A 24,959-nucleotide genomic window follows, 5' to 3' on the forward strand; every position below is an offset into this window, starting at 1 on the left:
AGAAGCAAGCTTCTATTGGTCCGCTCGACTTGCATGTATTAGGCACGCCGCCAGCGTTCGTCCTGAGCCAGGATCAAACTCTCCAAAAAAGTTGATTAGCTCATAAAATTAACGTTGGCTTCGTTTCAATAGAAACGAATATTGTGATTATTGACGTTTTTGTTTGTTTAGTTTTCAAAGAACAATTCACTCTGTCGCTCAAGCGCGACTTTTTTATTATATCAAGTCATTAACCCAAAGTCAATAACTTTTTTATCTTTTGTTTTTAAAAGTTTGTTGTCTTGCAACAACAGATATTAATATATCATCATAAACGATCCTGCGCAATAGCTTTTTTATATTTTTATCGCCAAATCCCAAAGTTGTAATTTTCACTCACTTTAGTTCTTACTTATTGTCAAAAAAGCCTTCCTGAAATATTTTCTGGAAGGCTTTATTACATATTTGATTTTTCCTTTTTTGGCCAAATCGTGTAACTAAAACTAATGATAAAATCGATTATTAAAATCATGGTCCATGTTTTAATTAGACTTAGTAAGCTTTCTGTTCTTGAAGGTTCTCCAATTAACCATACCATTAGATACAATAATGAACATCCAATGAACCATGCAAGAAGATGACGAAACCATCCTATTCTTTCTATTTTTGCATGTTCAGATCCATATTTTGGTGCCATTTTTGGTTTGGCACCGCCTGCCAACCAATAAGCAAATCTTTCATCCGCCCACTTTATCATTCGATGGCCAAAGACAATAGTCACTCCAATATAAATAGCTGCTAAACCATGGAATGTATTGGCTGTAGCTCCATTTTTTATATCCATAACAGTAACTATAATTAATAATAAATCAATTAGTGGTGTACTTAGCAGTAAAAATCCCCCGAGCTTTTTTAATTTTAATATATATCTAAAGAATAAACCTGATATAACAAAAATCCAAAAACCAATTTCAGCAGCCACGATAAACCAACCAATCATTCGTTACCTCCCTTTTTTAATACAATAAGTTATAATGAAAATATGCCAAAAATAGTTGACCATGAAAAACAGAAACAAATTGTCGCTGAAGCAGCCATAAGAGTTATTAAGAGGGAAGGTATAGAGCAGGCAACTGTCAGAAACATTGCGAAGGAGGCGAATTTGTCGGTAGGTTCACTGCGACATTATTTTTCAACCCAATCAGAACTCTATGCCTTTACAATGAACTTTGTTTCAGAAAGAGTAAAACAAAGAATAAAACGGATGAATTTTGATGGTCCCCCAATTGTAGTAATAAAAAATCTATTAAAGGAATTTATTCCATTAAATGAAGAAACCCGCGTTGAAATGGAGGTTTGGCTTGCTTTTACAACAAAAGCACTTGTCGATCCATACTTACAACCTTTAAGTGAGAAAGTTTATGAAGAATTAAAATTTGTCATGAGTTATATTATTGAGAAACTCATTCAAAATGGTTTAACAAAACCACATATTAATCAAGACCTTGAAACGGATCGGCTATACGCATTAATTGACGGACTAGCCATGCATATCATTATGCATCCAGATAAGATTTCATCCGATCAAGTGGATTTAATTATCGAACACCATCTTCAGACCCTCTGTAAATAGTTAAGTAGAAATGTCATTATTAAACTTAACTATTCGTTTCCCAACAAATCGGTTTCTGCGGCGGTTAAAGGGTCAAGATAAATAAATTGATATTACATATTATGTAATGCAAGATGTGATTTGATGAGCACTAGTGAAGGGGGGGAAAAAGAAAGCACTCGACAATGAGAGATATGTGCTAGACCATTTTCATAGTTGGATTTTAATTCCTTATCTTATAAAAAAAGTGCCGAAGATCGGCACTTTTTCATTAGGTTTATTTTATTTATGTCGCATAAGCGGGAATAGAAGTACATCACGAATAGATGGAGAATTTGTTAAAAGCATGACAAGACGGTCAATACCAATACCTAATCCCCCCGTTGGCGGCATACCATATTCCAACGCTTCGACAAAGTCCTCATCCATCATATGAGCTTCATCATTACCTTGTTCACGTTCTTTTAACTGTGCTTCAAAACGTTCTCTTTGATCAATTGGGTCATTAAGCTCTGTAAATGCATTTGCATGTTCACGGGCTACAATAAACAATTCAAATCGGTCAGTGAATCGTGGGTCTTCATCATTTTTCTTTGCTAGTGGTGAGATTTCTACTGGGTGACCGTAAATAAATGTTGGCTGAATCAGCTTATCCTCTACTTTTTGCTCAAAGAATTCGTTAACAATGTGACCATAAAGCATATTATCGTTAATTTCGACTCCATGTTCCTTAGCAAGTTCCCGAGCTTCTTCTACACTCATTTCCTTCCAGAAGTCTACACCAGTATATTCTTTAATCGCATCTACCATATGAAGTCTTTTCCAATTAGGCTTGAGATCTACCTCATATTCTCCATATTGGATAGTTGTAGTTCCTTTTACTTCTTGAGCAATATGGGCAATCATATTTTCTGTCAAACTCATGATATCTTGGTAATCGAGATATGCTCCATATAGCTCCATCATTGTGAATTCAGGATTGTGGCGAGTAGATATTCCCTCATTCCGGAAAACTCGGCCAATTTCATATACTTTTTCAAGACCTCCGACAATCAATCGTTTTAAATGCAATTCAATTGCAATACGCATATACAATTGCATATCAAGCGCATTATGATGCGTGATGAATGGGCGTGCTGATGCTCCACCAGCAATCGCATGCATCATTGGTGTTTCAACTTCTAAATAACCTTGTTCATCCAAATACCGACGCATAGATTGAATGATTTTACTACGGGTAATAAATGTTTCCTTGCTTTCTTGATTCATAATCAAGTCAAGATAACGCTGACGGTAACGCTGTTCCACATCTTTCAAACCATGAAATTTTTCTGGTAGCGGACGCAGTGATTTTGTTAAGAAAACAAAGTCTTTTACCTTAATAGATAACTCGCCCACTTTTGTCTTAAAAAGAGTACCATGAACACCGACGATGTCTCCCAAATCAGAAGAGTCAAAGATTTCATATTGATCTTCACCGACAGTATCTTTTCTTACATAAATTTGAATTTGACCTGTTAGATCTTGAATATGAGCAAAACCAGCTTTCCCTTTACCACGTTTGGTCATAATCCGGCCAGCAAGAGAAACAGAAATGTTTTTCTCTTCAAGTTCTTCTTTTTCTAATTCTCCATAAGTGTTAATTAAATCGATACTGGTATGGGAACGCTCAAAACGCTTACCAAATGGGTCAAATCCCTTTTCCCGCAACATATTCATTTTGTCCCGTCTTACCCTTAATTGGTCATTTAATTCTTCATGACTCACAGCTATCAACTCCATTAATCAATTAATTATGTAAAACGCATGAAACATCGCGCAAGTACCAATGACAGCATACTTCTATTATTTTACACAAATCAATGTATTCAGACATCAAAATCGTAAATTAATACAATAAAAACTGCCAGTCATTCCACTGGCAGCTTAACAAGTAAACAAAAATATTATAGGAAATGATATTTTTATTGTCAAATCATCCTACTTCAACCGACATTAGCTTCTCTTGCTTCAACTTCAGCAACTAATTCATTTAACAGAGTTACTAATTGGTCTCGAGTATGACACTCATTAATAGCATTTCGTACTTTTGCATTACCACGTATACCTTTTAAATACCACGCAGCATGCTTACGCATTTCCCTAACCGCAATATCCTCATTTTTCAATGCAATCAAGCGATCCAAATGAAGGATACAAACATCGATTTTTTCTCGAACAGATGGTTCACCTATTAACTCGCCTGTTTCTAAATAGTGTACTGTTCGATAAATCATCCATGGATTTCCAAGTGCAGCCCGGCCAATCATAACGCCGTCAACACCTGTTTCATCCAGCATTCGTTTTGCATCCTGTGGCGTACGAACATCTCCATTTCCAATAACAGGAATATTCACTGACTGTTTTACTTCTCGAATAATATCCCAGTTGGCTTTGCCCTCATACATTTGAACACGGGTACGTCCATGGAGAGCAACTGCCTTACCACCAGCACGCTCAACCATCTGTGCATTCTCAACTGCGTAAATATGATCATCATCCCAGCCCATTCTCATTTTTACGGTAACTGGTTTTTCAACAGCATCAACGACGGCAGATACCATTTCATAAATTTTATTTGGATCAAGCAGCCATTTCGCTCCTGCATCACACTTCGTTATTTTCGGTACAGGGCAACCCATATTAATATCAATAATATCGGCATTTGTATTTTTATCGACAAATTTAGCAGCTTCAACCAGCGTTTCTTTTTCCCCACCAAAGATTTGCAAGCTTAATGGCTTTTCACGCTCATCAATATAAAGCATATTCAATGTTTTTTCATTATTAAATACAATCCCTTTATCACTAACCATTTCAGCACATACTAATCCAGCTCCAAACTCTTTAACCGTTAAACGGAACGCAGAATTACAAACACCGGCCATTGGTGCTAAAACGACTGGATTTTTAATCTCAACGTCGCCAATTTTTAACATCCAGTTAACCTCCTTTTCTTTTTTAATATTAAAGAACAAGGTCCTCTTTCGTTATTTTTAAAGATTGAATAATTCTTTCAAGTAAATCATCAGTAGGTAGACGATTCCCTCGCTCAATCTCTCCTAATATTGAAACTGACACTCCCAGTTTCTTTGAAAAACCTTCCTGTGTATAGCCTTTTAATTTTCGATAGGCTCGAATACGTCTTCCCAATTTATCCGCTTCCATACTCTGACTCCTTCTTTATCAGGTAATTCATTGATCCATTCTTCAAGTGATTTATCCATACCCGAAAGTTGAAAATCAGGATTTATTTCATAAAGTGGAATCAAAACGAATGCTCGCTGAAGCATTCTTGGGTGCGGAATAGTAAGATTCTTTGTTTTCATATTTTCTTGATTATAGGTCAAAATGTCAAGGTCAATAGTCCGCGGCCCCCACTTTATTTCTCTTTTCCTTCCAAGTTCAGTTTCTATTGTTAAACACCTGTCCAGTAATTCCATAGCCTCTAAAGCCGTGTTAACCTCAATTACCATGTTTAAAAATAAATCCTGTTCTTCGTAACCAACAGGATCTGTTTCATACAAAGAAGAGAAATTTACCAATTGGATATCCTCATCTTTTATCAAACATTTTATCGCTGTCAATATATTATCATAACGGTTTCCCATGTTAGAGCCAAGGGCAATTAATGCTTTATTTCCCACTTTTATCTTCTCCTTGTAATTTCTACCGCAACCGATTGGTAATGCCCCGGAATTGGTGGATCGGGTTTAATTACTTTTATCGTTACCTCCGATACTAAAGGAAACCCATCCAAAACAGCCCCGGCTATTTTTTCAGCCACTGTTTCAACTAATTTATATGGCTTACCCTCTACAATTTCTTTGCAAACCTGGTATAACTCACCATAGTGAACAGAGTATTCTAGTTCATCGGTTTGTCCAGCTTTTTTTAAATCCACCACCACCATTAAATCTACTTTAAAGCGCTGCCCTAACGCGTTTTCCTCTGGAAATACACCGTGATAACCATAAAACTCCATTCCATTTACAAAAATTTTATCCAATAGGATCACCTTTTCCGTTCAGAGCATCCATCATTTTAGCCATTCGGCTCATTTCCTTCACATCATGAATACGGATTATTTGGCACCCTTTTTGAATGCCATAGCATACAGTAGCCCCTGTACCTTCCATTCTCTCATGAACAGGGAGATTTAAAGCCTGTCCGATCATTGATTTTCGAGATGTTCCTAGCAGGACAGGATAACCGAGCATGACAAGCTTGTCTAAATTTTGCATCATTAACAGGTTCTCCTGATAATCTTTTGCAAAACCAATACCCGGATCTAAAATAATATTTTCATCCTTCACCCCTGCCTTTTTTACAATGGCAATACTTTCGTATAGATCATTTAATACATCTCTAATAAAAAATGAATAATTTCGATCCTTTCGGTTATGCATGAGAATGATCGGCACATTGTATTTTGCTGCAACAGCACCCATTTGATCATCTGCCTTAGCTCCCCATACATCATTTATAATATGAGCACCAGCTTCAATAGCTCTTCTTGCTGTTTCTGCTTTATATGTATCGATGGATATGGGCACCTGAACATGTTTTGATACTGCTTCGATAATTGGGATTACCCGCTTTAACTCTTCCTCTACAGAAACTGGTTCAAATCCCGGCCGAGTAGACTCGCCACCAATATCAATAATATCGGCACCATTGGCCACCATTTCTTTCGCGCGCTCCACAGCTAAATCTACTCTGTTATATTTTCCCCCATCTGAAAATGAATCCGGCGTAGCGTTCAAAATCCCCATAATTATCGTTTTTTTACTTGTATCCAACGTATAGGGACCGCATTTGATCGTATATTCCTTCATCCATTATCCTCCCATGCTGCATAAATCAATCATATTTGAAATTGTACCATAGTTTTTAATATTATATCAGAAAAGTGGAAGACCCTGGTCAGCTGTGCATAGCCTCCTCCCACGCTTTCTTGCGATGCTATGCTGCTGGAGCATTCCTTATAGTGGCCTCCAATTGGGATATAGGAAACACGAAGAGATGAAGAGATTCGATGTTGAGATATTGACTTATCGTAAAAAGACAGAAGGCTTCTTACCGAGGCTTGAGATAGACAGTTCTCGGATTATAAACAATCTTCTAACTTTAATAAAAAAGGGACATCCAGCAGTTGCTGGTGTCCCTATAACTTATTATTCAGCATCATATTGGTATAATGGGGTACTTAAATATCGTTCACCATTGTCTGGAATAACCGCAAGTACCTTTTTACCTCTTCCTAATTGCTTAGCTACTTTTAATGCCGCAGTGATCGCTGCTCCAGAAGAAATACCGCCAAGAATCCCTTCTTCTCTCGCCGCACGGCGTGATGCATTAAAAGCTTCCTCTGTGCTAACTTGGATGACTTCATCATAAATATCTGTATTTAATGTATCAGGAACAAAGCCTGCTCCAAGGCCTTGAAGCTTATGCGGACCTGGTTTTCCACCTGAAAGAACTGGAGAATCCTGTGGCTCCACTGCATAAATTTTAATATTCGGGAACTTTTCGCGAAGAACGCTTCCTGCACCAGAAATTGTCCCTCCTGTACCAATACCAGATACAAACGCATCTAGATGATCCATTTGTTCTACAATTTCTTTACCTGTCGTTCTTCTGTGAATTTCAGGGTTTGCTTTATTCTTAAATTGTTGTGGCATGAAATACCCTTTTTCTGCTGCTAGTGCTTCTGCTCTAGCAATGGCACCCTTCATTCCCTCAGGTCCCGGAGTTAATACTAGTTCAGCACCATATGCACGAAGAAGGTTTCGTCTTTCTAAACTCATAGTTTCAGGCATAACAAACACAGCACGGTAGCCCTTTGCAGCGGCAACCATCGCCAACCCGATTCCTGTATTACCGCTGGTTGGTTCGATAATCGTATCTACACCTGGTTTAATCAAACCTTGTTCTTCCGCTGCTTCAATCATCGCTAATGCAATACGATCTTTTACACTGCTTCCAGGGTTAAAGTATTCAAGCTTTAAAAAAACTTCTGCACTGTCTTCATCTACTAATCTGTTTAATTTGACAATTGGCGTTTGGCCAATTAAATCGGCAATTGAATTAGCAACACGAACCATATAGGCACCTCTATTCCGAGTATTTTTATTGGATTTATAAACAATGTACCAATGATCACCTGGTTTTGTCAATCATTTTACAATAAAAATGTAAAAATTGTTTGAATTTATAAAGAAAAGCAAAAGCACCCTGCCCAGCGGCGTATGACCTCCTCTCAAAAGCTATCGCTTTCGGTCATGCGATGTCAATGTTGCCGGAGCTTTCCTTGTGGTGGCCTCCAACTGAGATATAGGAAACACGATGGAGCCTAAAAAGATTCGATGTTGACTTATCGTAAGGGAGGAGACCGAATGAGTATCGCCGCTTGGGGGGGAAGGAGCTAGTTCTGAAAAAAACTTTCTATCTTCATAAAAGAAAAACACAGAAACTAATTCTGTGTTTTATCAATTATTTTGTTTTTCCATAAAACCATTCGACTTTTGCCTCTTCCCAAAGAGTTTCTACAGATGCTGGTGTTTTCATTTGTTCAAGGGCCATTTGCCTACGGATTTGACTTCGGACTTCCTTATACGAATAGTTCTTACCCTTTATTTTTTTCTCTAGCCATAACAATATATATCCGTCTTCTGTTTTAAAAGGTTTACTATAAGTTTTATTTTTTAACTTTTTTGCAATCTCGACATATTGGTCAGGATAACGTTTATCCCTTTCAGTAAGAAAACCAATATCTCCGCCTTCATTCGCCGAGAACTCATCAATGGAGCGTTCCATCGCCAATGCTGAGAAACTTGAACCTTGAGACAGTTCCTTGTACGCATCTTCCGCTTCTTTTTTTGTTCTTACTACGATATGGGACAAATGATAAACATCGGGTATATTAAACAAATCTTTATGTTTGTCATAATATCCCTTTAATTCCTTCTCTGAAATGATAACGTCTTTTGTTAAAAGCTCCTCTAATATAAGGCTGTTACGAATTTGTTCCTTCCATTGTTTTTCGTCCGCAGCATTTTTTGATTCAAAAGATTGATTAGCTTGCAGAAGAAGAAATTCTCTGTCAATCTCTTGCTCTGATATGTTTATATTATTTTTTTTTGCCATGACCTGTATAACTTTATAGTTTATCAAATCCTTTAACACTTCTTTGCCGTACCTAGCTTCCAATTCGTTTAGCCACTTTTGTCGGGTGATGGATTGCTTCCCTACTGTTGCCACAACCTCATCATTATGAAGTTCCCTATTTACACTATTTAATTTAAATAGAAAAAATACGATGGTTAAACAATTAAGGACGATAAGGCCAACAATGATCAACTGAAGCTGCTTTTTCCCCAACCTTTACTCCCCCAATACAAAAAGCCCTAGCGACTGTAAGCTATTTTGCTTCTTTTTTCAATTCTTCAAGTTCTTCTTTCGTAAAGAGGTATTTTTCATTACAGAAGTGGCAATGCGCTTCAGCTTTTCCTTCTTCCACAATTATTTCATTAATTTCCTTTGCACCTAACCCGACAATCGCATCGGCAAAACGTTCTTTAGAACACGTACATTGGAAACGAACTGGCAAAGTTTCTAAAATTTTTGCCTGCCCTTTACCAAATAGCTCATCCAGAATGTCTTCGGGAGTCAGACCACGTTCAATTAATTTAGAAATTGGCGGGATCGTTTTTAAACGTTCTTCCAATTGTGTAATAACTGCATCTTCAGCTCCAGGGAGAACCTGTAATATAAAACCACCAGCCGCTAAGATAGTATCATCCGGATTCACTAATACTCCAACTCCAACGCTAGAAGGAACTTGTTCTGATGTCGCAAAATAATAAGTAAAGTCCTCACCTAACTCCCCTGAGACTAGCGGAACTTGACCAGAAAAGAAATCACGAAGCCCGATATCTTTTACAACTGATAGCATGCCTTCCGTCCCGACCGCACGGCGAACATCAAGCTTTCCATGTTCGTTCGATTCAAAATCAACATGAGGATTGGTAACATAACCGCGGACTTCCCCCTTAGCATTCGCATCAACAAGAATGGGGCCAATAGGTCCACCCCCATCAATTTTTATGGTCAGCTTTGCATCCCCTTTAAGCATTGCTCCCATCATTACCCCTGCGGTCATCGCGCGGCCTAGTGCAGCTGAAGCTGTGCGCCAGGTTTGATGACGAGATTGCGCCTCACTAATAGTTTCTGTTGTACGCACCGCATAAGCTCTAATCGTACCGTTATAAGCAAGTGCTTTTACTAAATAATCCTTCATAATAAACCCCTTTCTTTATACTATTCCATTAGGTTAACCTACATTTCGCTTATAGATAAGTTGTAAGCCCTTTAATGTTAAAAATGGATCAACTACATCAATAACAGTAGATTCTTGTGCAATTAAAGCTGCAAGGCCACCTGTAGCAATAACAGTCGGCTTCTTTTCACTCTGATCCATCATCCGTCTAACAATACCTTCAACCTGTCCTACATAGCCGTAGACAATACCTGCCTGCATCGCTGCCACGGTATTTTTTCCAATCACACCCTCAGGACGAGCTATTTCAATCCTAGGGAGCTTGGCAGCTTTCGAATATAATGCTTCTGTTGAAATTCCCACACCAGGGGCAATGGCTCCACCCATGTACTGGCGGTCTTCGTTCACATAACAATACGTGGTTGCCGTTCCAAAATCAACAATGATAAGTGGGCTACCGTATTCATGAATAGCGGCAACAGCATTAACAATTCTGTCTGCCCCTACCTCTCTAGGATTTTCGTATTTAATATTTAAACCTGTTTTAATCCCAGGGCCAACAATGAGCGGCTTTATGTGAAAATATTTATGGCACATTCTTTCTAAGGCAAACATAATTGGAGGGACCACAGATGAAATAATAATCCCTTTTATATCTGAAAGTGCCAGACCTGAATAATCAAATAATGCTTTGATGTTCATCCCAAACTCATCTTCTGTTCGGTTCCTACTTGTCTCTATGCGCCAATGATATCTCAATTCATCATTATCATAAACACCTAATACAATGTTTGTATTTCCTACATCAATAACGAAAATCAAACCGATCACTCACTTCTACAGATTTTTCTTTTTTTAACATGGCAACATCATACCACATCTAATGGAATATGAAAAAAAAGAGTGCTTCAATGGAAGCACTCTTATTTAGACTCTATTTCATCGGATTTATCGGAAGTACCAGGTAAATCCTCATCTTTTTTCATATTAATTTTTACCTTCACATCATCTGCTTTTTTGGAAGGAGATTGAAAAGATTCTAGTTCAGCAGGATTTTCCGGTAATCGACCGTTTTCCACTAAATACCTAATCTGCTCGGCATTCAATGTTTCCACTTCAAGAAGTGTTTTAGCAATCAGATCAAGCTTATCGCGATTTTCAGTAAGAATCTGCTTACATCTTTCATAAGATTCTTTAATGATTCGCTGAATTTCTAAATCGATTTCATAAGCAATGGCATCTGAGTAATTTTGTTCATTGTGAAGATCACGGCCTAAGAATACTTGACCACCTTGAGACTGGCCAAACTGCAACGGCCCAAGCTTTTCACTCATACCAAATTCTGTAACCATCCGACGCGCAATTCCAGTTGCACGCTGGAAGTCATTGTGTGCACCAGTGCTCACTTCACCGAAAACAATCTCTTCTGCGACACGACCGCCCAATAATCCGACAATTTTATCAAGCAATTCCGGCTTAGTCATAAAATAGCGGTCCTCTTTCGGTAGCATAACTGCATAACCGCCGGCTTGACCGCGCGGAACAATGGTAACTTTATGAACCATTTCAGCCTCATCTAGTACCAAACCAATCACTGTATGACCAGCTTCATGGAAAGCAACAATGTTACGTTCTTTTTCGGAAATAACACGGCTCTTTTTCGCCGGTCCAGCAATAACACGGTCTGTAGCTTCATCAATATCGGACATATCAATTTTTTTCTTATTTTGACGAGCCGCAACTAAGGCAGCTTCGTTTAATAAATTTTCAAGATCAGCACCTGAGAAGCCAGGTGTACGCATAGCAATGTTCTTTAGATTAACCGATTCATCTAAAGGTTTATTGCGGGCATGAACCTTTAGAACTGCCTCACGTCCATTAACATCAGGACGGTCAACAGTAATTTGACGGTCAAATCGTCCAGGTCGTAACAATGCAGGGTCTAGAATATCTGGACGGTTAGTTGCTGCAATAATAATGATGCCTTCATTTGCACCAAAACCATCCATTTCAACTAACAATTGGTTTAATGTTTGCTCACGTTCATCATGACCGCCACCAAGGCCGGCACCGCGTTGGCGCCCTACCGCGTCAATCTCGTCAATAAAAATAATACAAGGTGCATTTTTCTTTGCATTTTCAAATAAATCCCGAACTCGGGATGCACCGACCCCAACAAACATTTCTACGAAATCTGAACCACTAATAGAGAAGAACGGTACACCTGCTTCACCAGCAACCGCACGAGCTAGTAAAGTTTTACCCGTTCCAGGAGGTCCTACCAATAACACCCCTTTTGGAATGCGTGCACCTAGTTCTGCAAATTTCCGAGGGTCCTTTAAAAACTCAACAACTTCAACCAATTCCGCTTTTTCTTCATCCGCACCAGCTACATCTCTAAAACGAACCTTTTTCTTATCGTCGTTATAAAGCCTAGCTTTGGATTTTCCAAAATTCATTACTCGACTGCCGCCGCCTTGGGCTTGGTTAAGTAAGAAGAAAAATAAAATAAAAATAATCACAAACGGAATAATTGAGGTAAAAAAGGTAACCCAGCCGCTTGTTTCTTTAGCAGGCATGACTTCCACTTTGGAATCAGCATTTTGGATACTGTCTAGGATTCTCTCGCTGTTAGGAATATATGTGATAAACTTTTTGTCATTTTCTTCAAGCACACCGCGAACTTCAAAAACGCCTCGTTCCGGCTGCATAGAAAATGATTTAACCTTTCCATTTTCCAATTCCTGTACAAATTTATCATATGAAATATGATCGGTAGGCTCATTACTACCGTTAAAGAAACTTACAACGCCAATAATGACTAAAAATATTAATAAATAAAAGATGGTATTACGGAAAATCCGATTCATCTCTTACCTCCTCCCGCATAAACAAACTATATTAAATAGTATCATAGAAAATCTTGCTAATTCAAGGAATTACCACTCGTACAGGATTTGTAGATGGAAGGCAGCAATTTATACTACTTGCTGTATACTTCCGGTTTTAATACACCGATATACGGAAGGTTTCTGTATTTTTCCTGATAATCCAAGCCATATCCGACCACAAACGCGTCCGGAACAATAAAACCAACATAATCAGCCTGAATATCGCTTTTTCTTCCACTTGGTTTATCAAGTAAAGTCACGATTTTAATGGATTTTGCTTTCCGATAACGGAATAAATCAACTAAATAACTTAAAGTCAGCCCACTATCAATAATATCCTCAATAATAAGAATATCTCTTCCTTCAACAGATGTATCTAAATCCTTAAGAATTTTTACTTCTCCTGAGGAAACCATTGCATTTCCATAACTAGATACATCCATAAAATCCATTTCCAAGTAACAATCCATACGCTTTAATAAATCAGCCATAAATGGCATTGCACCCTTAAGAACACCAACAGCAAGAGGAAAACGATCCTTATACTCTTCTGTTAATTGTGCTGCTAACTCCTTTATTTTATTCTGAATTTCCTCTTCAGAAACTAATACCTTTTCAATATCTTGGTTCATCATTTATTTATCCCCCTAGATGATCATTGCTTATATGTGATTATTAAATAATGATTAGCTGATTTTTCTGTTCCTTCGAACGAAGATTTCTTTAAGCCAGGAAGCCAAATAATAGAGCCATCACCATTAGTAATGACAGGCCATTCATCTCGCTCAGAAAGCGGGATTTTTTGATCGATAAAGATATCTTTTATCTTTTTAGTCCCTTTCATCCCTTTTAATGTCATCCGATCTCCGGGCTTTCGTGTTCGAATAATGATAGGCCATTTAATCTTTTCTGCATTAAAGATCGCTTGATTTGGATGTATCCCTTGCAACCCCTGACTATTATATTGTATATGAATGACTGCTTCATTAGGCAGTGCGACCGACCCCGGTTCTTTTAATTCAAAATAATACTCTTTTTCCTTAAATTGGTGGAACTGAAAGGTTAAATCCAGATATGAGCGTATAACCCTCAAATTATTAGGAAAATAGAGCTCACCAGACGGTCCTCCATAATGGATTAAGTAAAAAATTTGATCAATATGTACGGCAGATAGTTCTGCTGTTTTCTCACGGTAAAGATAGTTTAATATTAGTTGAATCCCTCTTCTTTGTAAAGGTAAAGGCAAACTAAGGAGTTCCTGTATGTTAATCGTAATTTTTTGCTTTTCCCTTATTTTCATTACTTTATTCATTTTTTCTTTTGTTAATTCCTGAAGAAAAATTTCATCTATTTGTAGTTCTTCACTAAAGCGCTGAAAGTGTTCATGAACTTTATGGTTCTCCGACTTTAAAAATGGAAGGACTTCATGCCGAAATCGATTTCGGCTATAGATACCTTTCTTATTGCTTGGATCCATCCTCGGTGTAAGTTGATGTTTTTTGCAATACTCAAGAATTTCATCTTTGGTTAAACAAAGGAAAGGGCGAAATAAGGTACCAGAATGAAAGGATCTTGAAAATGGGATCCCTGCTCTTGCAGCTCCAGTACTCCCTCTTGTCAGCCTCATCAGCACTGTCTCGATTTGATCATCACCATGATGTCCCAGTGCCAAGAAGGTGGATTGATATTTATCCATTACCTTACCGTAAAAATCATATCTTGCTTCTCTGGCCGCAATTTGTGCGCTTTTTCCTTCTGCTTCCATAATTTCTGCCACATGAATCCTAGCCATTTCAAAAGGAATCTCGTATTGTTCACAAAAACGCTTGACAAATAATGCATCTTCAAAAGATTCTTTACCACGAAACATGTGATCTACGTGTGCAGCTATAATTGTAAGATTTCTCTTCCCTCTCTCTTTTTGTAAATAGTAAAGTAGCGCCAATGAGTCTGGCCCTCCTGAAACACCTACGACAATTTTCATGTTTTCAAGCTGAAAACAATGACGCTTTAGGAAGGCCTCGACCTTTGCTTCTAACATGTGAATACACTCTTTCCTTGAATCTTCATTATTTAGAATACCATTTATTATAACTTGCTATCAAAATATTGGCTTTCTAAAATATATGGGATTTCTTTCATACGAATTAGCAGTAAAAAAGTTTCATTATCACATTAATTTCATAAATATATACAAGCCATAACATACGCACAACACCATTCCGATAAGAAAAAATTCCATTAATCCACTCTTTCTCTTTTTCTTACGATAATCCTGTCGGCTGAGAGACGGATGATGGATGTTAAAACTTTTCTGTATTGTCTGTTTCATTGGTCGGGTCATTGCTTGTTTATTGCCTAAAGAAACATCTTTTGGACTATTGTTTATGATTGCTAATAAATCTCTCCTCATTTGACTTGCTGAGGAATAATGTCCTTGAAGCGCCTTTAAAAGCATTGGCTCATACCGTTTTAATTCCGGTTTTTGTCGAATTGCTTCTTTAAGCTGTTTGATTCCTCCTGTTGTTTTATTGAATCGTTTAGGATAAACGGTGTTAATCATAATCATCGCAGTGGCAAACAAATCATAACTCACCTCTGCCTTTCTTGACCCCAATCCCCAATAACCTCGGTCATAAAACTCGGTAAATTCTTTAATTGCTCTTCCCTGAATAGTCGTTCCTCCGACATCAATGCATCTAATTTTAGGAGGCGGTCCAGTGACAATTAAGTTTTCTGGTTTTAAATCGCCAAAAACCCAGCCCTTTTCATGCATTTTATCTAAATCACTTAATAACTGTAAAAATAAAATAGGTGTCCATACACTTCCATTTTCTTGAATAAATGTAAGTAAATCAGGTCCTTTTATATACTCCATTGCATAGAAGGAAATACGAACCTGATTTGTTTGCCAATCATCTACATCAAACAAAGAAGGTCCTAGGGCTGACCCCTGGACCTTTGCAAAAGATTTTAATACATTTACCTCAGAGGTGATGGACATACTATTATCACTCATTTTCAAAGCGACTTGAGTGTTATTATGCTTAGCAAGGTAGACCACCCCATTTGCTCCAAATCCCAATTCCTTCAGTATCTTATATTGATTGCCATGCCATCTCCCTTTTATTATCGTTCCAGGACTAACCTTACATTGATTCTTCCAAGTATGATTCATCATCATTTGTTAAATAGCTCCTTAATGACCGTTTTTGGTTAAACGAGGATAAGGCAGCCCTTATTGCCGGTCCAGTAGGGGTAATTCCTCCCGTAGACAGTTTCGAAAATATACTTGTCAAGTTTTGTAAGTTTGGCGTCCAATTAAGTAATTTTTCGACATCATTCTTTTTCCCAGGAAATACGAAAACAGCAAATTGATTTTCCCCTGTTCGGGCATTTAAACTTAACGACAGATCCAATAAAGCTTCCTTTACAGTTGGTAGCTTGTGTTTCATGCTTGCACTGGTGTCGACAAGAATCAACACATCCAATTCGACAGTTTCCCCTAACTCATCAACAACTTCCATTACCTCGCCTCTTTTTTCTGGAGGGAGATCTTCCATCGTTTGCGAGCGCCCCAAAATTTGCTGTAATTCTCTGTTTACAACCCCTTGTATGGTTTGATTCATTGCCTTTTTTGTCACCATTTGCACAGTTTGAGAAAGCTGCTGCGCATACACTATTTGGCTGACCCCTCCACCGGCCATCGCAATTCCTTCAATTTCAGCCATACCTTTTTCATCAATGACATCATGTTCCATGACACCGATCACATTAACTGTAATTCCTTGTTCTTTAGCAAGAGCCGCCATAGCAATTGGATCTTCACCATGATTAGAGCAACCATCCGTTATTAATAAAATTTGACGAATTTTCCCTGTATACATTACTCGTCCCTCCACACATCATATTGGTACCATTTTCGACGTTGTGGAGGGGTTTTATACATAATTGGCCTGTATTTACATAAAATAGTCCATTACGCTCTTTTCTTTACTTTCTGTATTGGAATAGATGCCCATTTAGGCGTATTATGTTTTATTTTCGCAACCATTACAGTCATATCATCATCGATAATATCTGATTTGGATCGAATTACTTCTTCTAAAATTAAATCAGCTACTTCTTGAGGATCATCGGTTTCTAGTTCTAACAGTTTTCGTTTCATCCATAAATCATAGTTTTCAACATGTTTCGGTCCTTCGAATACCCCATCACTCATCATAATTAACAAATCGCCGGCTTTTAACTGCTCACTGACAACATCCACTTCAAACTCTTGAAGAATCCCCATCGGTAAATTACTTGCTTGTATTTTAATAATTTTTTTCCCCCGTTTAATAAAGCTTGGAGTTGAACCGACTTTAAGGAACTTAGCAGAGGCATTTTTTAAATCAATCATAGCTAAGTCTAAGGTTGAAAAAATTTCATCGGTTGTTCGTAAAGAAAGAATTGAATTTACAGATTTAATAGCTAATGTTTCTTCTATTCCCGATTGAAGAATTTTTTGTAATAGTTGCAGTGTTTCCGTACTTTCATAATGGGCTCGTTCTCCATTTCCCATTCCATCGCTAATAGCGAGCGCCATCTTTCCAAATCCTAATTCAATGGTCGAATGGCTGTCACCAGATATTAAACCTCCATCCTTGGCTGCATGAGCAACCCCCGTTTCAACAGTAAATGCCTTTGAAGACCTAAAAACGGTATGGCAAAATCCATTTGGATAAGGAGCACATTCCTCCTTTTTCACTACAATGGTTTCTCCAAGAATATCGGAGAGCATCGGAGCAATGAGTTTTTCACACTCTCCATGTCCATTGCAAAATGGAACGGATATTTCAATATCGATATTACCTGGTTCAAGACTGTATATTTCTACATTTTCAATTTGAATTCCAAAACCTTGAATCGCCTCCATTATTTGTTCTTCCTGCTTGTAATAATTTTCCCTTTCTCTCTGAATTTCCTTGGCAAAGTTATTCATCACTTCCGAAACACCCATTAATTGGTCTGCCACCAATCTTCTACTCTCTTGCACTTTTTTCTTTAATTTTTGGTTAGCTTGATAGAAGGTTAACTCTTGACCAATTGTTTCATATACTTTCTTCGAACGAGAGCAGTGTTTCTCCCATTCCCTTCCCAACCGCAAAGAAACATTTCCATTATTTTGATCCATTTCATGAATAATTTCTTCCATATAGGCATAGGTTTTACTAAAGTTTTTTGCCCAACACTGTTCCTTTTTAAAACAGGTTTGACAAGTTTTCTCTGTTACATAGCTCATAAAGAAATCCAACTCCCGTTGGCTTTCATCTTCAAATGGCTCTGAATCCATCTGTGAAAAGCTTTTAGAAAGGGCTTGAAATACATTTGAAAATTGTGAAACACGTTGAGCCGTAACATCCCTCATTTTTCGCATATATTTTTGCTGTTCTGCTGTGTGTTCCGGGGTGCCTGGAATGTACTTAGCTAATCTGGATGTTAAAATTTGCGGTGTTAATAAAAATAATAATACGGCAACCGCGCTTTCCATTAAGGTCAGTTTTAAAGATCCACTCCCTTCACCGTACATTCCTATTAACAAAGTCGCAATGAATAAACCAATGGAAACTCCTATTTTCTTCCCTTCTTTTAATAATCCTCCTAAAACACCCGAAAAAGCCAATAAACTCATGTGATAGAAACTTGAAACACTTGCTAGGCTAAAAATAAGCCCCGTGACTACCCCTACAGTAGATCCCACTGTTGCTCCAGCGATAAAAGAAAATATTAAAACTAAATAACGGGACATTATATGTTCAATAGACAAATCGTAGACTTTCCAGCCAATCGTTCCAGTCATAATAGAAGCGAGCATAATAATTAAGCAAACGATTTCCTCTGTTTTTAATAATTGTCTTCGTTTATTAAAGGTTAAAAGAGGAATACTCTGTAAAAAAATCAGGGTTAGTATAAAAGCAAGGGATGCTTGAACTCCAATCATCATGGCATCATAAAGTGTTAGCTCCTTAGAGAAAATAAACGTCTCGGCTAACTTTCCCAACCCTAAAATAATACCAACATAGAAAGGTAATGCTCTCATTTCGTTTGAAATCCATTTACTACTGAGTCGAAAGATGACTAAAAAACTGAAGGTTATTACAAAGGTGAATGCGGCATTTGATAAAGAAAGGGTTGTAGCACCCGCAATTAATCCGATAAGGGCAAGTGGTGCCCGATCTTTTTTAATTAAATAAACAGATGCAAAAAAAGGAAGGCTAAATGGTGTCAACTTTGCCAAAATTAATGCCCGACCTAGCAAAAATCCAACAATTAATAAAAGGACTCCATTCTTAATAAAAAAGGACTCAAGCATTGTTTGAAATTTTTTTAAGCTTTTATTCATATCCCATTTTGATTTATGGAGCTTGACTTCCCCGATCGGTTCTATAAAACTAGCATGTGTCTTTTCCATAATCACACTCCCCATTCTTTCATCTTCGTTGAAATCTATTATAAGTTTAATAGATTCAAAATTTTGTCAAAATAGTGTGTCAATTCAAAAAAGTGTTCGACGGTTTTCACTAATTTCAATCAAATAATTTGATCTGCCCCTATTAAAAGCCAACCTTTTATCATTTTGTGGAACTAATTGACACCTTTTTTGGCTATTTGTATACGCCACATTTTTTTTCTGCAAATAAAAAAAGACAAGTCATCATGACTTGTCTTAAAACCTTGCTATATCTGTTAAAAAGTCAGCAGCAAGTTAACCACGTCTAGCTCCTCTTCCACCACGCTTAGACTCTGTATGTCGCTTTAAGGATGATAAACGATCTTCACTATCTTTTAAAAATCGAGCCATCTTTTGTTCAAATGATTCCATTCGATTTCGATCGTTTGCCCTTGCTTGACGCGGGCGTTGCGAGTGTGACTGCCTTCTTTCAGCTTCTGGTTTATCTTTTGCTTTTTTAATGGATAGCCCTATTTTCCCATCCTTTTCAACATTAAGGACTTTCACATCAACTTGATCGCCGACCTTTAGATGGTCATTAATATCCTTTACATAATTATCAGCAACCTCACTAATGTGTACAAGTCCTGTTGAACCATCCGGCAGCTCCACAAACGCTCCGAAATTTGTTATTCCTGTCACCTTTCCCTGTAACTTGCTGCCCACTTCAATTGACATAAAAAAAATGTTCCTCCTTAAAAATATAAAAAATCAAACTTATAACATATTATACAGAAAGGGAAATTTGAGTGTCAATAATGCTCCATATTGGTTCATTTTTCCTTCTTTTCCTTTTTTTCCTCTGGAATATTAAAAATAATTTCATTTTCATCTGAGAAAAAGTATTCTTTTCGAGCAAGTTTGGCGATATATTCATCATCATTCAATTTGATAATTTCTTCTTTTAACAAATCCTGTTCCTTTTTTAGCTCTTTAAGTTCATTTTCTAATTTTTTCTTCTGGGTAAGTTGTGCTTCCAATGTTTTGGTTTGGGAGAGATAACTAGAAATCATAAAATACGATATTATGCAGGCAAAAACCAAAAATACAGAAAGGCGTCTGGCGAGTAACTTCTTTTTTCGAGCTGAAGCAATTTCTGCATATTCTTTCTGCTGTACATAAGATGTCTGAATTTTAGATACATTACTTTTTCGTTCTGCTCCCATTTCCATGACCCTTTCTTACTCTTTTCTCTTCTTCCATTTATTAAACCACTTAATAATATTATTCCAGATTGGCTTTAGATTTCCTGCCGTTCTATTATATAACTTCTCGACGGAATTTTTAAGGTTTTTCGGCAAAAGTTTCCATAAAATTAAAAGAATCTTTTTTACAATTGATAATAATAGTTTAAGCACCCATATTAGTGCTTTTAATATAAATTTGCCAAGCGATAACATCCCTGTACTAACAGACATAACAATAAAGATAACAAATTGAACCAAACCAACAACTGGTTTGTAAATAAGAAGTTGGAAAGTTTTGCGGACTATTCGTGCGAATGCAATGGTTGTCCTAATTAAAAACTCCAAAAAACGAAGATAAAAATTTTTAAATAAACTCTGATAGGCAGCAAATCCGCATAATAAAGCCAGAAATATATAAAACCTTATTTCACCATTATTCACCAAGAATAATGCATAAAAAATAATTAAAGCTTGGATCACCCAAAACAGTAAATCATTCACAAACACGATCCAAGCTTTTCGTTTCGGCCGTTTTAAAAAACGTTGATACGTATCAAACAGGGCTCCAAATAAAGACCCCATCCCAACCATGGAAAGCATGGTAAGAAATTGAGTTGATAAGGTCATCGGAACAACTTGCTAAAGAATCCTTTAGCTTTCTCCCCATGGTGTTCATCTAAGTATACAAGATCAAAAATTTTCCCTTTAATTGAAACAATACCTTTTTCGACATCCAGATTTTTCATCTGTAAATTTTGACCTTTTATAGCTAAAAACCCCATGGATGTTTCCAACAAAAACTCCTCATTATCAAAGCTTTCCACTTGCTTCACACCCGTAATATCAAGAAATTTCCTACCTCTCATTATCACATCATGATCAGGAATACTACTTTTAGTTGGGTTCGTATCATAAAATTGGCTCATTTTCATCCCTCACAATCTTGTACAACCTTTTGGTACATGTTTATGTTATGGAGGGAGAAATTAGAACAGACTCATTCTAATCGGTCATCTGTATAACTAACCTTTTCTTCATTAATGATTGTGTACATTTCTGCCGCTTCTTCTTTCCGAGTTGTTTCCTGAATTCGTTCAATTCGTACAGTTATTTTTCTTTGTCCAAGCCTTAAAGTCAGTTCATCCCCTACTTTAACAGAGGTGCTAGCTTTAGCTTCCTTTCCATTGACTTCAATTCTGCCCTGGTCAGATACTTCTTTAGCTAACGTTCTTCGCTTAATTAATCTCGATACTTTTAAAAACTTATCTAGACGCATCTACTGATACCCCATTTCTATAGACCTTTTAATTTTGCTTCATCCCAATATTTATCAAGTTCTTCCAGTGTATGTTCTTCAAATTCCTTTCCGCTCTTCTCTACTTGTTTTTCAATGTATTGAAATCGACGGATAAATTTTTCATTTGTTTCAAATAATGCTTCTTCCGGATTTATTTTTAGAAATCTAGCTACATTTACAAATGCAAATAACAGGTCACCAAATTCTTTTTTTGCACGTGTAAGGCTACCTTCTGTTTGATCGAGCTCCTTAATGAACTCTTCCAATTCCTCCTTTACTTTCTCCAATGCAGGCATGATTTCCTCCCAATCAAAACCAACCTTAGCCGCTTTCTTTTGAAGTTCATAAGCTCGTAATAAATTTGGCAATTCCTTTGATACTCCTTCGAGGAAAGAGGTTTGTACCTCACCTTTTTCCTTCCGCTTAATTTCTTGCCAATTCTCGACAACTTCCTTGGCATCCTCTACCTTTATTTCACCAAAAACATGGGGGTGTCTGCGAATCATTTTTGCTGATAAGCCTTCAATGACATCTTCTATAGAAAAATAACCATCATCCTCGCCGATCTGGGCATGTAATAGGACTTGTAGTAAAACATCCCCAAGCTCCTCAATTAAATGGTCAATATCACCACTTGTAATAGCATCAATGACCTCATAAGTTTCTTCAATTAAATATTTTTTTAATGATTCATGAGTTTGTTCTTTATCCCAAGGACATCCATTCGGTCCTCTTAATTGAGCTATAATATCACGTAGTCTTGAAAATTCCCTCCATAATAGGCGATCTTCTTTAATTGGCGGTATATAGATAGATCTTAAGTTATTAATTGAGAGATTTCTATCTAATTCATAAAGTGGGACTTTTTCAATGCATTCATCCTGATTACCTGCTGACGTTACGATATAAACTTCATAATCATCAGGGTATCTTTCCATTAAACTAATCTTTACATCTGAAGCAACCAATTGGTCATACACCTGGCTGATGATGATATGCTGTGTCACTTGCAACTCGCTGGACCGAAATGAAGTTCCATCTATAAGCTGAAATCCTTCGATTGGATCGATCTTTAATGAAGCAAATAATGCATCGATAAAGCTCTGTCCACCAATGACAGAAATTTCAATATCTTCCTCTTCTCCTTTTTCCAGCAATAGCTGAACCGTTCGTTCGGCCACAAGTGGATGTCCAGGAACTGCATAAATAACTACTTCCGTTTTTGCTTTATCAAGCAATATTTGGACTATTTCTTGATACACATCTTCAAATTGTTCATGTTTTTCATAAACAGAATCAAAAGAAGTAAAACGCATCCCTTCACGAACCAAGTCTTGAACAACTGGATGTTCCTTCGTTCGTAAATAGACATGGTTTGCCTGCGTTAATTTCTTAAATAAACCAAACTGAAGCTGGTTTATATCACCTGGACCTAACCCAATCAGTTCAATTTTTTTTCCCATCTTACCCTCTGTCCTTTCGAGCTAAAAAATAAATAAGTTTACTTCCTAGAGGGAATAACGCCAATTCTTCCTCCAAGAACACCCTTTTCCTAATAATGATAAATGTAAAAATCATTGCTCCCAAACAAACTGCACTAAGTGATTGAAATGCAACAGTGAGACGACTAATCGATCCTAGAGTAGCAATTATAAATTCAGATATGAACAAATATCCTTTTAAAACGAACACCATCACTATTGCTGCTGTAAAGACTACACCAAAAAAACGCACAGATACAACTGGAATAGGTACTAACTTTTTCAAATAAAAAAATAGTAGGAACGTAATTATTCCAAGAGTTATAACGGTCGAAACAGCAGCCCCCATAATTCCATAGTCTGGGACAAAAAAGAGATTCAACCCGTATTTGATCGGTAACAAGGACGTTATGATAATAGCCGGAAAAATAAGGCGGCCAATTCCTTGCATTATTGATATTATCGTTATAATGACCGAAGTAAATAGAATGGCGAAAGATAAGACCCCCAAAACAGGGGAACCTAATTCATTCTCAAACAACATTCTATTGGCCGGTCTTATGATGGCCCATAGACCTGTGGAAGCTCCTACACCAATAACAATGCTCACCTTAATAGCTAATTGAATTTTATGATATAAAAATTCCGGTTTGGTACCCAACCGCTCACGAGTAATAAGCGGGACAAGGGTTAAAGACATGGAAGTGGCTGCCACTGTTCCTAATTGGATGAATGGCTGCCCCCGGTCAAATACTCCTTTTAAACCTTTGGCCATTTCACTTTTTATTCCACTAGCAATTAGTAACGAATGAAGATTTAATGCATCCGCCAATTGTATAAAAATGAGTAACATACCACTAAGACAAATGGTTAGTCCTTGATAGGTAAGAGCTATTATCAATTGTTTAACATATTGACTATTATTTTGAAGCATTCCTTTTCTTGGAGCAACTAATTTCCATTCTTTACGAATCCATAAAAACATAAACAAAAGGATTACAGAAATGACACTTCCTGTAACCGATCCAACCATAGCTCCGCCGCCAACAAAATAAAGTGATTCTCCTTTGAGCATGAATAAAAAAGATAGGAAAAGAATAGTCACCACTCTAGTGGATTGTTCTCCTACCTGAGATAATGCTGTAGGGACCATATCCCCCATACCTTGAAAATATCCACGTAACACGGAAACAATAGGAAAAATTAAAAATACAATGGAAACTACTCTAATCAAGATATATAAATGAGGGTCGTCCATCCAATAGGCAATTTGATTTGCTCCAAAGTAAAGGAGCAAAAAGCAAATAAGACCGAAAACCTGTAAATAACAAAAGGAAATAAGAAGAAGTAGCCTCGACTTTTCATGATTCCCTTCTTCCTTCTGTTCGGCATATAATTTTGATATCACAACGGGAAAACCAGTTGTAGCCAATACAACAGCTATTCCATAAAACGGATATATTTGCTGATATATATAAAACCCGATATCTCCAACAATATTTTGAAACGGAATTCGATATAAAGCACTTAATATCTTCACTATGATTGCAGCAATTGTTAAAATAAAGGCCCCTTTAAACAAAGCCTTTGATGGATTTTGATCCTCCATTCCTTCACCACCAACAATAAACTCCAAAACCTAATTATAACATGAAAAAAGGCAGCCAGCGCTGCCTTTTCTCATTGTCATATGTTTGCT

The 24,959-nt window shown here is 37.1% G+C and carries 25 protein-coding genes and 1 rRNA gene; 1 reads left to right on the forward strand and 25 read right to left on the reverse strand.

Annotation, left to right across the window (positions count from 1 at the left end; genetic code table 11):
• Both G4Z05_RS13925 and G4Z05_RS13930 read right to left on the reverse strand, forming a co-directional pair.
• Nucleotides 1-89, reverse strand: a 16S ribosomal RNA gene (locus tag G4Z05_RS13925); the annotation flags it as partial.
• Between the two features lie 347 nt (nucleotides 90-436).
• Nucleotides 437-979, reverse strand: coding sequence for a hypothetical protein (locus G4Z05_RS13930; RefSeq protein ID WP_163252437.1), 543 nt, complete (start codon nucleotides 977-979; stop codon nucleotides 437-439).
• Between the two features lie 42 nt (nucleotides 980-1,021).
• On the opposite strand from G4Z05_RS13930, the gene G4Z05_RS13935 reads away from it, so the two are divergent.
• The gene (locus tag G4Z05_RS13935) at nucleotides 1,022-1,612 is read left to right on the forward strand and encodes a TetR/AcrR family transcriptional regulator (RefSeq protein ID WP_163252438.1); all 591 of its coding nucleotides are present in this window, start codon (nucleotides 1,022-1,024) and stop codon (nucleotides 1,610-1,612) included.
• Nucleotides 1,613-1,873: 261 nt separating this feature from the next.
• Here the strand turns inward: G4Z05_RS13935 and lysS are convergent, their stop codons facing one another.
• From lysS to G4Z05_RS14050, 23 genes are all read right to left on the reverse strand, one after another.
• Nucleotides 1,874-3,358, reverse strand: coding sequence for a lysine--tRNA ligase (lysS, locus tag G4Z05_RS13940; protein ID WP_163252439.1), 1,485 nt, complete (start codon nucleotides 3,356-3,358; stop codon nucleotides 1,874-1,876).
• 218 nt (nucleotides 3,359-3,576) lie between these two features.
• Complete coding sequence (gene dusB, locus G4Z05_RS13945) at nucleotides 3,577-4,569, reverse strand: tRNA dihydrouridine synthase DusB (protein ID WP_038538357.1); 993 nt, start codon at nucleotides 4,567-4,569, stop codon at nucleotides 3,577-3,579.
• 28 nt (nucleotides 4,570-4,597) lie between these two features.
• Complete coding sequence (locus G4Z05_RS13950) at nucleotides 4,598-4,798, reverse strand: helix-turn-helix domain-containing protein (protein ID WP_038538354.1); 201 nt, start codon at nucleotides 4,796-4,798, stop codon at nucleotides 4,598-4,600.
• Entirely contained in the window at nucleotides 4,750-5,277 is a 528-nt protein-coding gene (gene folK / locus G4Z05_RS13955) for a 2-amino-4-hydroxy-6-hydroxymethyldihydropteridine diphosphokinase (protein WP_163252440.1), read from the reverse strand. Before folK ends, G4Z05_RS13950 begins: the two co-directional genes overlap by 49 nt.
• 2 nt (nucleotides 5,278-5,279) lie before the next feature.
• A complete protein-coding gene (gene folB, locus G4Z05_RS13960; protein ID WP_163252441.1) occupies nucleotides 5,280-5,639 on the reverse strand; it encodes a dihydroneopterin aldolase in 360 nt (119 codons plus the stop codon).
• Complete coding sequence (gene folP, locus G4Z05_RS13965) at nucleotides 5,632-6,468, reverse strand: dihydropteroate synthase (protein ID WP_163252442.1); 837 nt, start codon at nucleotides 6,466-6,468, stop codon at nucleotides 5,632-5,634. Before folP ends, folB begins: the two co-directional genes overlap by 8 nt.
• Before the next feature lie 339 nt (nucleotides 6,469-6,807).
• On the reverse strand, nucleotides 6,808-7,737 hold the full coding sequence (gene cysK / locus G4Z05_RS13970) for a cysteine synthase A (RefSeq protein ID WP_163252443.1): 930 nt from the start codon (nucleotides 7,735-7,737) through the stop codon (nucleotides 6,808-6,810).
• 388 nt (nucleotides 7,738-8,125) lie between these two features.
• On the reverse strand, nucleotides 8,126-9,013 hold the full coding sequence (locus G4Z05_RS13975) for a peptidyl-prolyl cis-trans isomerase (protein WP_163252444.1): 888 nt from the start codon (nucleotides 9,011-9,013) through the stop codon (nucleotides 8,126-8,128).
• A 40-nt stretch (nucleotides 9,014-9,053) separates the two neighbouring features.
• Complete coding sequence (gene hslO, locus G4Z05_RS13980; RefSeq protein ID WP_163252445.1) at nucleotides 9,054-9,932, reverse strand: Hsp33 family molecular chaperone HslO; 879 nt, start codon at nucleotides 9,930-9,932, stop codon at nucleotides 9,054-9,056.
• Nucleotides 9,933-9,965: 33 nt separating this feature from the next.
• On the reverse strand, nucleotides 9,966-10,733 hold the full coding sequence (locus G4Z05_RS13985; protein ID WP_163252446.1) for a type III pantothenate kinase: 768 nt from the start codon (nucleotides 10,731-10,733) through the stop codon (nucleotides 9,966-9,968).
• Between the two features lie 101 nt (nucleotides 10,734-10,834).
• Nucleotides 10,835-12,781, reverse strand: coding sequence for an ATP-dependent zinc metalloprotease FtsH (gene ftsH / locus G4Z05_RS13990; protein ID WP_163252447.1), 1,947 nt, complete (start codon nucleotides 12,779-12,781; stop codon nucleotides 10,835-10,837).
• A 113-nt stretch (nucleotides 12,782-12,894) separates the two neighbouring features.
• Nucleotides 12,895-13,434: a hypoxanthine phosphoribosyltransferase gene (gene hpt / locus G4Z05_RS13995; protein ID WP_231315204.1), complete on the reverse strand. Its 540-nt coding sequence runs from the start codon at nucleotides 13,432-13,434 to the stop codon at nucleotides 12,895-12,897.
• A gap of 23 nt (nucleotides 13,435-13,457) precedes the next feature.
• The gene (gene tilS, locus G4Z05_RS14000; protein ID WP_163252448.1) at nucleotides 13,458-14,843 is read right to left on the reverse strand and encodes a tRNA lysidine(34) synthetase TilS; all 1,386 of its coding nucleotides are present in this window, start codon (nucleotides 14,841-14,843) and stop codon (nucleotides 13,458-13,460) included.
• A 129-nt stretch (nucleotides 14,844-14,972) separates the two neighbouring features.
• Nucleotides 14,973-15,983: a protein kinase domain-containing protein gene (locus tag G4Z05_RS14005; protein WP_163252469.1), complete on the reverse strand. Its 1,011-nt coding sequence runs from the start codon at nucleotides 15,981-15,983 to the stop codon at nucleotides 14,973-14,975.
• Complete coding sequence (locus tag G4Z05_RS14010; protein WP_163252449.1) at nucleotides 15,952-16,689, reverse strand: vWA domain-containing protein; 738 nt, start codon at nucleotides 16,687-16,689, stop codon at nucleotides 15,952-15,954. Before G4Z05_RS14010 ends, G4Z05_RS14005 begins: the two co-directional genes overlap by 32 nt.
• Before the next feature lie 92 nt (nucleotides 16,690-16,781).
• The gene (spoIIE, locus tag G4Z05_RS14015) at nucleotides 16,782-19,256 is read right to left on the reverse strand and encodes a stage II sporulation protein E (RefSeq protein ID WP_163252450.1); all 2,475 of its coding nucleotides are present in this window, start codon (nucleotides 19,254-19,256) and stop codon (nucleotides 16,782-16,784) included.
• Nucleotides 19,257-19,550: 294 nt separating this feature from the next.
• Nucleotides 19,551-19,973 (reverse strand): S1 domain-containing RNA-binding protein, encoded by a 423-nt coding sequence (locus G4Z05_RS14020; protein ID WP_038538316.1) that lies wholly within the window; start codon nucleotides 19,971-19,973, stop codon nucleotides 19,551-19,553.
• Nucleotides 19,974-20,068: 95 nt separating this feature from the next.
• The gene (locus tag G4Z05_RS14025; RefSeq protein WP_163252451.1) at nucleotides 20,069-20,461 is read right to left on the reverse strand and encodes an FtsB family cell division protein; all 393 of its coding nucleotides are present in this window, start codon (nucleotides 20,459-20,461) and stop codon (nucleotides 20,069-20,071) included.
• Nucleotides 20,462-20,476: 15 nt separating this feature from the next.
• Nucleotides 20,477-21,109 carry a spore cortex biosynthesis protein YabQ gene (gene yabQ, locus G4Z05_RS14030; RefSeq protein WP_163252452.1) on the reverse strand — a complete coding sequence of 211 codons (633 nt, stop codon included), beginning with the start codon at nucleotides 21,107-21,109 and terminating at the stop codon, nucleotides 20,477-20,479.
• Entirely contained in the window at nucleotides 21,106-21,408 is a 303-nt protein-coding gene (gene yabP, locus G4Z05_RS14035) for a sporulation protein YabP (RefSeq protein WP_038538310.1), read from the reverse strand. Before yabP ends, yabQ begins: the two co-directional genes overlap by 4 nt.
• Before the next feature lie 71 nt (nucleotides 21,409-21,479).
• Complete coding sequence (locus G4Z05_RS14040) at nucleotides 21,480-21,758, reverse strand: RNA-binding S4 domain-containing protein (RefSeq protein ID WP_163252453.1); 279 nt, start codon at nucleotides 21,756-21,758, stop codon at nucleotides 21,480-21,482.
• A gap of 17 nt (nucleotides 21,759-21,775) precedes the next feature.
• Nucleotides 21,776-23,242 carry a bifunctional methyltransferase/pyrophosphohydrolase YabN gene (yabN, locus tag G4Z05_RS14045; RefSeq protein ID WP_163252454.1) on the reverse strand — a complete coding sequence of 489 codons (1,467 nt, stop codon included), beginning with the start codon at nucleotides 23,240-23,242 and terminating at the stop codon, nucleotides 21,776-21,778.
• Between the two features lies 1 nt (nucleotide 23,243).
• Nucleotides 23,244-24,869 (reverse strand): putative polysaccharide biosynthesis protein, encoded by a 1,626-nt coding sequence (locus G4Z05_RS14050; protein ID WP_163252455.1) that lies wholly within the window; start codon nucleotides 24,867-24,869, stop codon nucleotides 23,244-23,246.
• Nucleotides 24,870-24,959 lie beyond the last annotated feature (90 nt).

It is taken from the genome of Neobacillus thermocopriae (assembly GCF_010975035.1).
GTDB classification, from domain to species: domain Bacteria; phylum Bacillota; class Bacilli; order Bacillales; family Cytobacillaceae; genus Neobacillus; species Neobacillus thermocopriae.

Coding starts and splice junctions, on each gene's coding strand:
- G4Z05_RS13930 (WP_163252437.1), bottom strand. CDS start 979: ATGATTGGTTGGTTTATCGTGGCTGCTGAAATTGGTTTTTGGATTTTT.
- G4Z05_RS13935 (WP_163252438.1), top strand. CDS start 1,022: ATGCCAAAAATAGTTGACCATGAAAAACAGAAACAAATTGTCGCTGAA.
- dusB (WP_038538357.1), bottom strand. CDS start 4,569: ATGTTAAAAATTGGCGACGTTGAGATTAAAAATCCAGTCGTTTTAGCA.
- G4Z05_RS13950 (WP_038538354.1), bottom strand. CDS start 4,798: ATGGAAGCGGATAAATTGGGAAGACGTATTCGAGCCTATCGAAAATTA.
- folP (WP_163252442.1), bottom strand. CDS start 6,468: ATGAAGGAATATACGATCAAATGCGGTCCCTATACGTTGGATACAAGT.
- cysK (WP_163252443.1), bottom strand. CDS start 7,737: ATGGTTCGTGTTGCTAATTCAATTGCCGATTTAATTGGCCAAACGCCA.
- hslO (WP_163252445.1), bottom strand. CDS start 9,932: ATGAAGGATTATTTAGTAAAAGCACTTGCTTATAACGGTACGATTAGA.
- ftsH (WP_163252447.1), bottom strand. CDS start 12,781: ATGAATCGGATTTTCCGTAATACCATCTTTTATTTATTAATATTTTTA.
- hpt (WP_231315204.1), bottom strand. CDS start 13,434: ATGAACCAAGATATTGAAAAGGTATTAGTTTCTGAAGAGGAAATTCAG.
- tilS (WP_163252448.1), bottom strand. CDS start 14,843: ATGTTAGAAGCAAAGGTCGAGGCCTTCCTAAAGCGTCATTGTTTTCAG.
- G4Z05_RS14005 (WP_163252469.1), bottom strand. CDS start 15,983: ATGATGAATCATACTTGGAAGAATCAATGTAAGGTTAGTCCTGGAACG.
- G4Z05_RS14010 (WP_163252449.1), bottom strand. CDS start 16,689: ATGTATACAGGGAAAATTCGTCAAATTTTATTAATAACGGATGGTTGC.
- spoIIE (WP_163252450.1), bottom strand. CDS start 19,256: ATGGAAAAGACACATGCTAGTTTTATAGAACCGATCGGGGAAGTCAAG.
- G4Z05_RS14020 (WP_038538316.1), bottom strand. CDS start 19,973: ATGTCAATTGAAGTGGGCAGCAAGTTACAGGGAAAGGTGACAGGAATA.
- G4Z05_RS14025 (WP_163252451.1), bottom strand. CDS start 20,461: ATGGGAGCAGAACGAAAAAGTAATGTATCTAAAATTCAGACATCTTAT.
- yabQ (WP_163252452.1), bottom strand. CDS start 21,109: ATGACCTTATCAACTCAATTTCTTACCATGCTTTCCATGGTTGGGATG.
- yabP (WP_038538310.1), bottom strand. CDS start 21,408: ATGAGCCAATTTTATGATACGAACCCAACTAAAAGTAGTATTCCTGAT.
- G4Z05_RS14040 (WP_163252453.1), bottom strand. CDS start 21,758: ATGCGTCTAGATAAGTTTTTAAAAGTATCGAGATTAATTAAGCGAAGA.
- yabN (WP_163252454.1), bottom strand. CDS start 23,242: ATGGGAAAAAAAATTGAACTGATTGGGTTAGGTCCAGGTGATATAAAC.
- G4Z05_RS14050 (WP_163252455.1), bottom strand. CDS start 24,869: ATGGAGGATCAAAATCCATCAAAGGCTTTGTTTAAAGGGGCCTTTATT.